Annotated in this window: 11 protein-coding genes and 1 pseudogene; 2 read left to right on the forward strand and 10 right to left on the reverse strand. The window is 61.3% G+C overall.

Annotated elements, in window-relative coordinates; translation table 11 throughout:
• Window positions 1-20: 20 nt before the first annotated feature.
• Complete coding sequence (locus tag D3879_RS13050) at window positions 21-485, reverse strand: outer membrane lipoprotein (protein WP_119954645.1); 465 nt, start codon at window positions 483-485, stop codon at window positions 21-23.
• Between the two features lie 216 nt (window positions 486-701).
• On the opposite strand from D3879_RS13050, the gene D3879_RS13055 reads away from it, so the two are divergent.
• Window positions 702-944: a hypothetical protein gene (locus D3879_RS13055; protein ID WP_119954646.1), complete on the forward strand. Its 243-nt coding sequence runs from the start codon at window positions 702-704 to the stop codon at window positions 942-944.
• 23 nt (window positions 945-967) lie between these two features.
• Here D3879_RS13055 and pdxH read toward each other — a convergent pair whose 3' ends face one another.
• The 5 genes from pdxH to dinG all read right to left on the reverse strand — a co-directional run bounded on the left by pdxH (window position 968) and on the right by dinG (window position 8,844).
• Window positions 968-1,615 (reverse strand): pyridoxamine 5'-phosphate oxidase, encoded by a 648-nt coding sequence (gene pdxH / locus D3879_RS13060; protein ID WP_119954647.1) that lies wholly within the window; start codon window positions 1,613-1,615, stop codon window positions 968-970.
• Between the two features lie 292 nt (window positions 1,616-1,907).
• Window positions 1,908-2,780, reverse strand: coding sequence for an OmpA family protein (locus D3879_RS13065; RefSeq protein WP_119954648.1), 873 nt, complete (start codon window positions 2,778-2,780; stop codon window positions 1,908-1,910).
• Between the two features lie 125 nt (window positions 2,781-2,905).
• On the reverse strand, window positions 2,906-4,051 hold the full coding sequence (locus tag D3879_RS13070; protein ID WP_119954649.1) for a serine hydrolase domain-containing protein: 1,146 nt from the start codon (window positions 4,049-4,051) through the stop codon (window positions 2,906-2,908).
• 135 nt (window positions 4,052-4,186) lie between these two features.
• Entirely contained in the window at window positions 4,187-6,628 is a 2,442-nt protein-coding gene (locus tag D3879_RS13075) for a beta-galactosidase (RefSeq protein WP_119954650.1), read from the reverse strand.
• Window positions 6,629-6,699: 71 nt separating this feature from the next.
• Window positions 6,700-8,844, reverse strand: coding sequence for an ATP-dependent DNA helicase DinG (gene dinG / locus D3879_RS13080; protein WP_119954651.1), 2,145 nt, complete (start codon window positions 8,842-8,844; stop codon window positions 6,700-6,702).
• A gap of 99 nt (window positions 8,845-8,943) precedes the next feature.
• Between dinG and D3879_RS13085 the strand changes: the two genes are divergently transcribed.
• Window positions 8,944-9,408: a CopD family protein gene (locus D3879_RS13085; RefSeq protein ID WP_119954652.1), complete on the forward strand. Its 465-nt coding sequence runs from the start codon at window positions 8,944-8,946 to the stop codon at window positions 9,406-9,408.
• Between the two features lie 106 nt (window positions 9,409-9,514).
• Here D3879_RS13085 and D3879_RS13090 read toward each other — a convergent pair whose 3' ends face one another.
• The 4 genes and pseudogenes from D3879_RS13090 to D3879_RS27050 form a co-directional block, all read right to left on the reverse strand.
• A complete protein-coding gene (locus tag D3879_RS13090; protein ID WP_119954653.1) occupies window positions 9,515-10,207 on the reverse strand; it encodes a collagen-like protein in 693 nt (230 codons plus the stop codon).
• Window positions 10,200-10,481 (reverse strand): DUF1145 domain-containing protein, encoded by a 282-nt coding sequence (locus tag D3879_RS13095; RefSeq protein WP_119954654.1) that lies wholly within the window; start codon window positions 10,479-10,481, stop codon window positions 10,200-10,202. Before D3879_RS13095 ends, D3879_RS13090 begins: the two co-directional genes overlap by 8 nt.
• A gap of 124 nt (window positions 10,482-10,605) precedes the next feature.
• Window positions 10,606-11,334 (reverse strand): PA1041 family peptidoglycan-binding anchor lipoprotein, encoded by a 729-nt coding sequence (locus D3879_RS13100; protein ID WP_119954655.1) that lies wholly within the window; start codon window positions 11,332-11,334, stop codon window positions 10,606-10,608.
• 120 nt (window positions 11,335-11,454) lie between these two features.
• A pseudogene (locus D3879_RS27050) lies at window positions 11,455-11,817 on the reverse strand (OmpA family protein); the annotation flags it as partial.
• Window positions 11,818-12,016: the final 199 nt, after the last annotated feature.

Consider the following 12,016-nt stretch of genomic DNA (forward strand, 5'->3'; position numbering starts at 1 on the left):
TTTTCGCTTATAGCGAACGCTTAGTGAGAAACGCGACTGGTGCCGTTGACGCTCATGATGCGTACTCGCTCGCCGACGCGGAAGATTTCATTCTCTTGCACGCCCTGCACATAAGCACGCATGGTGCCGTCATCTTCACGCACGGTGATTTCCACGCCCTGGGTGCGAGTGAAACCCTCTTCGGTCGCGGCGCCCAGCAAACCGCCCGCCACCGCCCCAATCACCGCCGCCACCGCGCTGCCACGGCCATGGCCAATGGTACTACCGCCGATACCGCCAACCACAGCGCCGGCGCCGGCGCCGATGGGAGTTTTCGAGCCTTCGATCTTCACCGGGCGCAGGGACTCGATGGTGCCCATGCGCACGGTTTGCACGGTGCGCGCTTCGTCACGTGAGTAAGAGTCGCCAGTCAGGCTGGACTGGCAACCACCCAAGGCCAGCGCCATTGCGGTGAACGAAGCAGTCAACAGAACAGACTTACGCATAGCATCTCTCCAGAAAGAACTGTTACCCATTAGACTCCGCAGCGCCCTGCACTGTCACGACAGATGTAACAAAAACCTATTTCATTCAGCCTTCGGACAGCCGACCCAAGAACAGCGAAAACTTCTTGAGCGCCTCCTCTACAACAGCACCGCAGCCGCTTGGAAGCTCTCGCCAGAGTTCGGCTCTGTCGACGCCCAGCGCAGCAGGAACCCGCCATGGGCTACTTCATTATCATAGTCACCACCGCCGCCGATTTGTATTTTCACTGGTGGTTATACGTGCGCATCAAGCGCTGGATGGATCGTGACCTGGCCCTGTCACTGGCTGGCGCGGATGTTGGTAAGCGGGCATTTATGCTGCAACGCCTCAGCGAGGCTCAGGCCAGCGGGGTCAAGCGTCGTGATCTGCCGCACTGGCTGGAGCACGCGGCAACCGACTACCGCATCAGCAAAGACTGACAGCTAGCTCGCCAGAGCGCCGATCACGGCGCCAGGCGCTCACGTAGCCAAGCTGCGCCTTGTAACCGGTAATTCAGACGATCATGCAGCCGGCTCGCGCGGCCCTGCCAAAACTCGATACGCTCGGGCAGCAGACGATACCCACCCCAATGCTCCGGGCAATGCGGCGCCTGGTCGAGAAAACGCTGCTCGGTTTCCGCCAACAAGCTCTCCAGCTCCGCGCGATCTGCGATCACCCGGCTCTGCGGCGAAGCCCAGGCGCCCAGACGGCTGCCCAACGGACGAACCTGGAAGTAAGCATCGGACTCCGCCGGGCTGACCCTTTCCACCGCCCCTTCGATGCGCACCTGGCGCTCCAAGGTCGGCCAGAAGAAGGTCATGGCGGCAAACGGCCTGGCCGCCAACTGCTGCCCCTTGGCGCTCTCGTAGTTGCTGAAGAAGGTGAAACCGCGCTCATCCAGTCCCTTGAGCAACAGCACCCGGCAATGCGGACGGCCTTCGCTATCGACGGTCGCCAAGCTCATGGCATTCGGTTCGACCGGCAGTCGCTCGGTTTTCAGAGCGTCCGCAAACCATTGATGGAACAGTACAAACGGCTCAGCGGGCGCCTGCGCCTCGGTGAGGCCATCACGGGTATAGTCGCGGCGCATATCGGCCAGGGTCCGGGTCATGACGCAGTTCCTGAGACTGAAGTTCTTAGAACCTGTTCAAGATCTAGTCGAGCGCCGCGCGGGCAAGGCGAAAACGGACGCAACGTAGCGCAGCGGAGTAACAGCCGAAGGCTGGCCCGCAGGGCGAGCGTAGCGAGTCAAAAGCGCAGTTTACGCGTGGTAAATGAGCATTTTATTCGCTTCGCTCACCCCTTCTGGGCCGCGCTAAAGCGCGTTCAACGCTTCGCTTTTGTGAGTTCGTTTTCAACGCAGCATGAGCCAGCGCAGGCAGATATTGAACAGGTTCCTAGGGCTATTGCTTCTTGGCCGGCTCTACAACGGCCACTTCTTTATCTTTAACTGACTTTTGCACAGCTGGCTTGGCTTTGGCGACCTTGACTGGAGCTACTTTGGCTTTGGCTGCCACAGCAGGCTTGCTCTTGGCCGGGGCCGGCTTGGCTTTGACCGGGGCGCTTGGCTTCGGCGCGCTCTGCACCAAGGCTTCGGTAACAGGCTGGGCCTTGGCTGGCTGATTGTACTTCGCCAACAGGGCGGACATGGTGGCCTGGGAGGTCAGCATAATCTCGACCCGGCGGTTCAGCGCACGCCCTTCCAGGCTGTCGTTGGCGGCACGGGGCAAATCCGAACCAAAGCCTCTGACCATCAAACGATTATTCTTCAAACCACTGAGACGAAAAATCGCCGTCACTGACCTCGCCCGCTCCAGGCTGATTTCACGGTTACGCAACTCATTGCCCGTGCTGTCGGCATGACCCAGGATCAGCACCGCGACCTCTTTATCACCTTCGACAATCTTGGCTACCCGACTGAACGGCCCGAGGGTCACGGGCATCAGCATGCTCGGGCGATCCGGATTGAACGTGGAGTCTACCGGCGCAGTGACCACCAGCAGATTCTCGCGGCGCTCCAGCTCGAATTTGCTGCCTTTCAGCGCTTCACGCAGACGCGGCTCGTATTCGTCCAACCAAGCCTGGGTGATCTTGGGGTCTGGCATGGCGACGCTTTTCTTGGCTTCTTGCTTTTTGCCACCGAACGGCCACCAATGCGTGGCTTGGGCCTTGCTTTCGCTCTTGGCGACGGCTTGGGCTTCAGTGTTTTGCCCTGAATGAGCACAACCGGCGAGAGCGACACATACGGCGAGAGCGATAGGCTTGGTAGAAAACATTGGACCCTCAAACGAAAATAATAAAAAACGGGTCAGCGGACCCATACGAACAGGTGTTGGCGGCTGGCGATGCAAGCCAACTCCCCACAACCAATCCCTGTCGATGACACTACAGATCGCAAACCTTACAGACACTCGCCCAGCACGCGTGCCAGCTTCTGTGCACGCGGATCCATCAATACGTAGGGGCCAAGGGTGTTGGTGACAAACCCGAAGGCAACCTTACACTCAGGGTCGGCAAAACCGATAGAGCCGCCGGCACCCGGGTGACCAAAGGCTTGCGGCCCGAGGCCATAGGTGGCGTTCGGCACAGCCGGCTGATCGAGCATGCAGCCGAGGCCGAAACGGGTTTGCGTCAGCAGGGTTTTATCCTCGCCTACGCTGTGCTCGCGAGTCAGTTCGGCGAGCAATTCGCGGTCCAGCAAACGCCCTGCGAGCAAACCGCTGTAGAAGCCGGCAAGGCTGCGGGCGTTGCCGTGGCCATTTGCTGCAGGCTGCTGCATACGCCGCCATTCAGGCTTGTTGGTGCTGGTCATGATCGACGGCGGATTGGCAAAAGCCCGCGTGGTCATCGAGGTCGGCTCATTCATCATGGTTTTCAGCAGGCGCTGCGCCGCGGCATCGCCGAGATTGCCCTTGGCCCGGGAGATTTCAGCGACCCGATAAAACTCCTCGTCCGCCAGCCCCAGGTGAAAATCCAGCCCCAGCGGCTGTGCGGTGCGGGCCACGATGGAGTCACCCGGCCCGCGCCCATCGGCCCGCCGCAGCAGCTCACCAACCAGCCAGCCATAGGTGATCGCGGCATAGCCGTGGCCTTCGCCGGGCGTCCACCACGGCTGCTCGGCGGCCAGCGCCGCGGTCATGGTGTCCCAGTCATACAGTGCTTCCGGCGCCAGCAACTCACGCAAGGCTGGTAGCCCCGCGCGATGACTGAGTAACTGGCGCAGGGTGATCCGCTCCTTGCCCGCCGCGGCGAACTCCGGCCAGACTGTAGCCACCGGCGCATCCAGTGCCAGCTTGCCCTCAGCGACCAATTGCAAAGCCGCGACCGCGGTGAAGGTTTTGGTGCAGGAGAACAGATTGAGGATGGTGTCCCTGTGCCAGGGCTGCTCAGCGGCTTTATCCGCGCTACCGGCCCACAGGTCGATAACCGTCTCACCCTCGATTTGAATGCACAGCGCTGAACCGCGTTCCTGCGGGTCGTCGAAGAGCGCAGCGAAGGCGTCCTTCACTGCTTCGAAGTTAAGGTCGAAATAGCCCTGAATCTGCACGCGCGGCTCCTTGAGCGAATGGTTCGACGCCGAGATGTTCAACGATAAGAGCGTCAGCGAAGTGGTCGCATTGTTCCAGCCAGCGACGCCGTTGTGAACCCGCCCAAAGGCAGGCTCGGCGTCGCGAATGGAGACCTATGGCTTAGCCGGTTGTGGCTCGGGATTGTTCTCGGGCTGGGCCGGTGCGGGCTTTTCTACCGGCTTTGCCGCCGCTGCAGGCTTGGCGAGTGCAGCAGTCGCTTCAGGCGCTTTGGCTGGCGGCGCCAACAGGGTCTTGCCGACTTGCAGGTTGGCCTTGCGTACCGCCTCGACAAAGCCCTGGAACGGCCGGTCGGTAATTCCGACCAAGCCCAAGTGGCCATTTTCACCGTCGAGCAGGCGGCCGGTTACCGGCTGATCGAGATACTGGAACCAGTGCAAACCGACAATGGAAGGCTCAGCCAACGCCCGCTGCAGGAAATGCGCATAGGCCGGGCCGCGCTCTTCCTCTTTGTAGACCTCAGCCACCCCGCCCCAGAACGGCCCACGATCGCGCGAGCCGAAGTGGAACTCAGCCACCAGCAGCGGCTTATCCAGCTCTCGTAAGGCGGCGAAGTCATACCCCTGCTGCGGCTCGCGGGTGTAGAAGTTGAAGCTCAACACATCGCAATACTGCGCGCAGGAAGCCACTGCCTCCGGGGTGCTGGCGGCAAAACGCCCACCGAGCAACAGGTGGTTAGGCGCGTGCCAGTTGAGTGCATCGGCGATGGTCTTGAAGTAGGTGTCGGCAAACAGGCGCTGGAAACGCTGGAAGTCCTGCTCGATAGCCGGGTGCTCGGGGTTCGGCAGGGGTGCCTCGAAACCCGGATCCTCCATCAATTCCCACGCCGCCAGTTCGATACCCCAGGCTTTAGACAGGCCCTGCTGGTTTCGGTATTTATCGCGCAGTAGTTTGAGGAAGGCCCGTTTCGCCGGCACGTCGGTGGTCAACCGCAACGTGCCATAGGCCAGCGCATAGCGCGCCTTGGGGTCGTCACCAGGGCCGGCCCAACCCAATTCATTGTCGGCGAAAAAGCCCAGCAGCCAGGGATCGTCGCGATGGTCGCGGGCAGCAATCGCCACCGCGCGCTCAGTGGCCATGGCAAAGCGCGGGTCGAAGGGGTCGGGCATGCCGCCCCACCAGTCCAGGCCGGTGCTGATGGTTTTGTAATCGCCGCTGATCGACAGGGGAACGGTATAGGGCACACGCTTCTCGTCGCGCAGCGCCGGCTCGCTCCAGTTGCCGATGGTATTGAAACCCCAGGCCTGCAGACGATCCAGCGAATGGCTGGTCCAGCGTTCGAGATCGAAGCTCTTGGTCAGGCACGGCGCGGCTTTGGCTGCCACAGCAGGTGCGAGCGCAGCTGGCTCCGGAGCTACTGGGGATTGCTCGGTGATGACATCTTCAACCGCAGCGGCGACTGGAGCAGTCGGCGTCGTGGCCTCTTCGGCGCATTTCTGTTCGGAGTAGGTGCGCTGCAGGTTAGCGCTATAGAAGTCGAACCAACGGCCGTGATCGAAGTTGCGCCCTTTGGCCGCACCGGTATCGCTATGGTGATTGCTGTTGCCGTAATACGCGGCCAGCAGCTCACCGTCCTTTGGTAACGCACTGAACATAGCCTCGCGGCCTTCCACGTACGTTGCGCTGTGCTCGGTACTCACCGCGTTGACGCCGAGGGAATAGAACGGATGGCCCTCAGGGGTGACCAAATACCAGCGGTCGTCACGCTTTTCAGTACGGAAGAAGCCCTTGGCCTCGAACTCCGGGCCGCCTAGCAGCCCCCCGAACTGATCCTGTTTCGGTCGTTTGGCCAGCCAACCTTGCAGTTGGGTCTTTTCCTTCGCCGCAGCGGCGTTCAGCTGCGCATCGCTGCTGACCTTTTCCGGCCACTGGCCGCGGCTGTACTGACCATAGGCATCGACGATGCCGGTAAATAACACCTGCTCCGTATCGTCGCCTGTACGCACGCCAAAACGCCCCAACAGGATGCTTTGCGCGGCATCCGGATGGCTCAGAGAGAGGCTGACGGCGGTGACCTTGCTGGCGTCCAGCTCACCTTCGACGGTACTGGCCAGCAATAGGCGCTGGCCATTATTCGTCCATGGCATCGGTGGACCGGCACGCATGCCCTGGGCTCTAGGCGAAGTGGCGTGCAGCGGCACCAGCAAGGTCTGCGCCGGCCCGGCTGGCAGCGCGATACGGCTGGTCAGGGTCTTGCCGTCACTGCTCTCGATACGCACGTCGAGGGTCAGCGCCCAGTCCATCGCACTCTGGATGCGCAAACTCATGACATCCGCTTGCGACCAATCCCACTGGCCATTCTGCGGCGTCAGCCGCAGGCTCGGGTTGTCGCTCGGGTTGAAGGTGACCCGCCGCAGAGGCTCGCTGTCGGCCCCGAGTTCGGCGGTCAAGGCCGGCAAGTTGGCATTTTGCGTCGTCACCTGCACCACATCGGTAGGGCTAACAAAGTTGAACAGCGTCTGTTGCTCGGCCGGCGCGGCAAACGACGGCGTGGCAAACAACAGCGCGAAAACAGTAGGCAGTGAACGGCGAATCATGTGACAGGCTCTCCTAAACAACCAGCCAATAGACAACGGGCTTGCGAAATGATGCCAAGCAGGCCCGTGCCTTATGCAATTTCCCGGCGAAACGGCGGCAAGGCATTCAGAATCGCCTTGCCGTAACGTTGCGTGACCACCCGCCGATCCAACAGAGTAATGGTGCCGCGATCTTCTTCGGTGCGCAGCAGACGACCGCAGGCCTGGACCAGACGCAGCGACGCATCCGGTACGGCGATTTCCATAAAGGGGTTGCCGCCGCGTGCCTCGATCCATTCGGAGAGGGCCGCTTCCACCGGATCATCCGGCACGGCAAAGGGAATTTTAGCGATGACCACGTGCTCGCAGTAGGCACCGGGCAAATCGACCCCTTCGGCGAAGCTGGCCAGGCCGAACAGCACGCTGGACTCGCCGCCGTCGACTCGCGCCTTGTGCTTGTTCAGGGTCTCCTGCTTGGACAGGTTGCCCTGGATGAACACCCGTTTGCGCCAATCGCGCTCCAGGCCATCGAAGACTTCCTGCATCTGTTTGCGCGAGGAGAACAGCACCAGGGTGCCGCGCGAGCCTTCGACCAACTGCGGCAGCTCGCGGATGATCGCCGCGGTGTGGGCGGCGGCATCCCGTGGGTCGGCCTTCAGGTCCGGGACCCGCAACACCCCGGCATCGGCGTGATGGAAGGGGCTCGGCACCACGGCAGTGACCGCCACTTTCGGCAGACCGGCGCGCATCCGGTAACGATCGAAGGTGCCCAGCGCGGTCAGGGTCGCGGAAGTCACCAGGGCGCCGTAGGCGACATTCCACAGATTACGCCGTAGGGTTTCCGCCGCCAGGATCGGGCTGGCGTTAACCTCGATATCGAACAGCGCGCCGCTCTCGGCCAGGGTCAGCCAACGGGCCATCGGCGGGCTGTCCTCCGGGTCCTCGACGCAGAAGGCGGTCCACAGCTCCCAGTTGCCCTGGGCGCGCGCCAGCAGGCTGCCGAACAGCGGATACCATTCTTCCGCCTGGTGACTGGCGATGCCGATGGCAGCCTCGCCATCCATGGCTTCCTTGAGCAATTCGGTGAGGCGGGTGAAGACGTCGGTCAGGCGTGAAAAGCCCTTCTTCAGCTCGATACCCATCTCCCACAAGTGCTCCGGCACCAAGCCACCGACGAAGCGATGACGCGGGCGCTCGCGGCCTTCCATGTCTTCGCCGGCCTTGAAATCGGCCAGTTGCTCACAAGCGTTGAACATGAATTGCTGCTGCGTGCGCACTTCGCGCGCCAGCTCAGGCACCTGCTCGATCAAACGACCGAGATCGCCTGGCAGCGGGTGCTGCGCCAGCAGTTTGCTGAGATTCTTCGCGGTCTGCTCCAGCCAGTCGGCGGTCGCGCGCAGACGCGTGTAGTGGGCGAAGTGGCCGATGGCTTTGTCCGGCAGGTGGTGGCCCTCGTCGAACACATACAGCGTCTCGCGCGGGTCTGGCAGCACGGCGCCGCCCCCCAGGGCCAAGTCCGCCAGCACCATATCGTGGTTGGTGACGATCACATCGACCTTGCTCATACCCTCGCGCGCTTTATAGAAGGCGCACTGCTGGAAGTTCGGGCAATGCCGGTTGGTACACTGGCTGTGATCGGTGGTCAGGCGCGCCCAGTCGGCGTCCTCCAAGGCCTCCGACCAGCTGTCGCGGTCGCCGTCCCACTTGTTCCCGGCGAGCTTTTCGACCATTTGGGTGAAGAGCTTTTGACTGCCCTCATCCACGTCGATCTTGAACCCCTCCTCGGCGAACAGCTGGGCGGTCGCGCTCTGCGCCTCGCCTTCCTGCAGCAGCATATCGAGCTTGGACAAGCACAGGTAACGCCCGCGCCCCTTGGCCAGGGCAAAGCTGAAGTTCAGCCCACTGTTGCGCATCACCTCCGGCAAATCCTTGAAGACGATCTGCTCTTGCAAGGCAACCGTGGCGGTAGCGATAACCAGACGCTTACCGGCAGCCTTGGCGATTGGAATAGTCGCCAGGCTGTAGGCCACTGTTTTGCCGGTACCGGTACCGGCTTCTACCGCCACTACCGCCGGCTCACTGTCACGCCGGCCTTCGTCATCGACCGTGATTGCCCCTAGCACCTTGGCAATTTCAGCGATCATCAAACGCTGACCATAACGCGGCTTAAGGCTTTTGGCTTCGAGAAAGCGGGAGTAGGCGCCCTGGATCTGGGACTTGAGTTCGGTACTGAGCATGGATTCTGCGGGCGCCAAAAGGCTGGATAAATTTTCAGTAGTTTAACCGGGCGGCTATGATAGCGCGCGTTTCACCAACCGCCGACCGGAGATTACTGAATGACCGCTTTTGCTTTTGTCTACGCCCTGCATGTGTTGGCCAGCCTGATCTGGGTCGGCGGCATGTTCTTCGCTTGGATGATTCTGCGTCCTGCCGCAGTTAGCGTGCTCGAGGCACCCGCTCGGCTGAAACTATGGGCCGACGTATTTCGTCGCTTCTTCGTCTGGGTCTGGTTGGCGGTGCTGGTCTTGCCGATCAGTGGAGTCGGCATGATGCACTTGCGCTTTGGCGGTTTCGAGACGGCGCCGCGTTATGTGCAGATCATGATGGGGCTATATATCGCCATGGTCGCGCTGTTCATTCGCGTGCAGGCCCTGCAACTACCGGAGCTGCGCCGCGCACTGACAGCACAGGATTGGCCGGCCGGTGGCGCGGTACTGGGCCGCATTCGCCGCTTGGTAGGCTTCAACCTGCTACTTGGCTTGACGCTGGTGGCAATTGCCGCCGCCCGGCCGAGCTTCTAAGGCAGAGACGGGCCGTAGGCTGGGTAGAGCACAGCGAAACCCAGCGTCAGCATCGCTGGGTTTCGCCATAAAATGGCTCTACCCAGCCTACGCTCTTGTACCGTAGTTACTTGCTGGGCTCCTGGCCGAAACGCACCAGATTGAAACTGCCCGCGCCACCCGCACCGCCACTACCGGCCTTCCCCGCTACGCCGCCAGCACCGCCATCCAAGCGCACATGCAGCAGTTGCGCTGGAAACTCCTCCGGCACCTCCAGCCGTACCTGTCCACCGGCCGCGCCGTTCTGGCCATTGCCACCGTTTTGTCCGTCATAGCCACGGCTGGCTTGGCCCCAGGCACAACCCGCCGAGTCACCATCAGCGCCATCCAAGCCACGATAGCCCGGCGCCCCTACACCGCCACGCGCATCCAGGGTCAGCTCCGCAAGCGTGACATTCTCCAGGCGTATGCTCAGATTGCGCCCAGCCGTTGCCGGCTGCTGTTGGGTACCCGTGGCACCACGGGCATTGATATGGCTGCCGGCGCCGAGCTCAGCACGTGCCACCTCCAAACGGAACGCCTGCGCGCTCGGCGCAATCGCGATGCGTGCGTCACGTCCTAGGCATAATTCGCCGACACGGATTTCATTCAGGCTCGAGGGAATCAACAAAGTGCCGTAATCGGCGACTTCCAGCCGATCCAGCAACAGCACGCTGGTTGTGGTCGGCAAGCGCAGCAGTGAATTGGGTTCCACCCTGACCAGCGTTTCTGCCTGCGCCAACGGGCTGCACAGCGCTACGAACAAACAAAGGCTACGCATGCCGAGTCTCCTTCTTCAGCGCCGGCTGCGGCAAGCCGAACAAGTGAAAGCCCCCGAACAACAGCACCTGCAAGCGATCCCGCCAAGGTTGTGGACGATCTTTGAGGCGGAAGTTAAATAGGCTCAACTCAATCAGATGCGCCAGCAGAATCACTCCACCGAGGACATAAAGCAGTAGATCGAAAGGTTTTGCGAACGGGCTCAACAAATTGACCAGCACTATCGGCCAAAACAGCCCGGCCAATAACTTACCCAGCCTCAGAAACATCTTCATTGCGCACCCTGCTTATTATTTTGTGGCTTTGCCGCACCTTAACTGCTTCGAGGTAACAGAGACTAGCGCCCCCGAAAAAACTACGGGGGCCAGCAGGCCCCCATTTTGTTCGCGCTCTTCAGCACTAGCGATCGACGTGCAACTCGACCCGACGATTTTGCGCACGCCCTGCGTCAGTCGCATTGTCTGCCACAGCCTGGCTTTCCCCGTAACCGACGGTCGTGAGCTTATTGGCCGGCACCCCCTGGCTGACCAGGAAATCCGCCACACTTTGCGCCCGACGCTCTGAAAGGCCTTGGTTGTAAGCCGCCGAACCGGCACTATCGGTATGCCCGGCAACCTTGACGCCAACCAGATTGGCACTGGTCAAACGATTACTGACATCCGCCAGCAAATCCTTAGCTTGCGCAGTCAGCTCAGCTGAATCGAAGGCAAACAGCACATTGCCCAGATCACTCAGCACGATCACCTCGTCCTGCGCAGCTGGAGCTGGCGCTTGTGCTTCAACCGGGTACTGCCGGGGTGGGCAACCCTTGCTATCTACTGCATTGTTGGCCGGGGTGTTCGGGCAGGTATCGCGGCGGTCGAAGACCCCATCAGCATCGTCGTCACCGTCTTGTGCATAGCAGATCAAGCCGCCCGTCAACGCACCGATCGCAGCACCGCCGGCTGCCCAGGCTGAACTTTCGATTGCGCCCAGACCGCCACCGGCCAAGCCGCCAATCACACTACAAATGGGCCAGTTCCCTTGGTTAAGCACCGCATCTCCCGTGCTGGAAGTCGAGACGCAACCAGAAAGAACACTGCTGACCAGAAGAAGGGGTACCGCAACCCGTGAGAGTAGGGTTCTCATGGTGGGAATCTCCTGAGTCACCGGCGAATACCGGTAACTCAGGAGTAAAGACCCGCACACTGCGGTGCACAAGCTATACCCCAAGCAGGTGGGCTACCCAAACGAGGCGCGGGCCGCGGGTTACGGCTTGGATTCGACCTCCGCCTCTACGCGACGGTTTATGGCCCGGCCTTCAGAGGTAGCGTTATCCGCAACCGGTCTGGACTCGCCGTAACCGACAGAGTCAACTCGCTCGCCGCCTACACCGTACTGGTTAACCAGAACTTCACGAACAGCGTTTGCACGACGCTCGGACAGCTTCTGGTTGTAAGCGTCGGTACCGACGGAGTCAGTGTGACCTTCAACAGTTGTGGAAGTGGCTGGGTACTGGTTCATGAAGTCAGCCAGACTCTTGATGTCGCCGTAGCTTTCTTCTTTGACTTTCGACTTGTCGAAGTCGAACTTCACGTCCAACTCGACGCGCACCGGTGCGGCAGGCTCCGGCACTTCCTCGACGACAACCACTTCCTCGACGACAGCCACTTCCTCGCCCGCACCATGCACCCAGCAATAGGCCGCAGCGGTGCCTGCACCAACCAGCGTGCCCCAACCTGCCCAGGAACTGCTCTCGATGGCGCCCAATGCGGCGCCAGTCACGCCCCCGACTGCCGCGCAAACTGGCCAGTCGGTCTTTTGCACGCCG

Source organism: Pseudomonas cavernicola, assembly GCF_003596405.1.
Lineage (GTDB): Bacteria > Pseudomonadota > Gammaproteobacteria > Pseudomonadales > Pseudomonadaceae > Aquipseudomonas > Aquipseudomonas cavernicola.

Coding starts and splice junctions, on each gene's coding strand:
- dinG (WP_119954651.1), bottom strand. CDS start 8,844: ATGCTCAGTACCGAACTCAAGTCCCAGATCCAGGGCGCCTACTCCCGC.
- D3879_RS13055 (WP_119954646.1), top strand. CDS start 702: ATGGGCTACTTCATTATCATAGTCACCACCGCCGCCGATTTGTATTTT.
- D3879_RS13050 (WP_119954645.1), bottom strand. CDS start 485: ATGCGTAAGTCTGTTCTGTTGACTGCTTCGTTCACCGCAATGGCGCTG.
- D3879_RS13090 (WP_119954653.1), bottom strand. CDS start 10,207: ATGCGTAGCCTTTGTTTGTTCGTAGCGCTGTGCAGCCCGTTGGCGCAG.
- D3879_RS13075 (WP_119954650.1), bottom strand. CDS start 6,628: ATGATTCGCCGTTCACTGCCTACTGTTTTCGCGCTGTTGTTTGCCACG.
- D3879_RS13085 (WP_119954652.1), top strand. CDS start 8,944: ATGACCGCTTTTGCTTTTGTCTACGCCCTGCATGTGTTGGCCAGCCTG.
- pdxH (WP_119954647.1), bottom strand. CDS start 1,615: ATGACCCGGACCCTGGCCGATATGCGCCGCGACTATACCCGTGATGGC.
- D3879_RS13095 (WP_119954654.1), bottom strand. CDS start 10,481: ATGAAGATGTTTCTGAGGCTGGGTAAGTTATTGGCCGGGCTGTTTTGG.
- D3879_RS13100 (WP_119954655.1), bottom strand. CDS start 11,334: ATGAGAACCCTACTCTCACGGGTTGCGGTACCCCTTCTTCTGGTCAGC.
- D3879_RS13065 (WP_119954648.1), bottom strand. CDS start 2,780: ATGTTTTCTACCAAGCCTATCGCTCTCGCCGTATGTGTCGCTCTCGCC.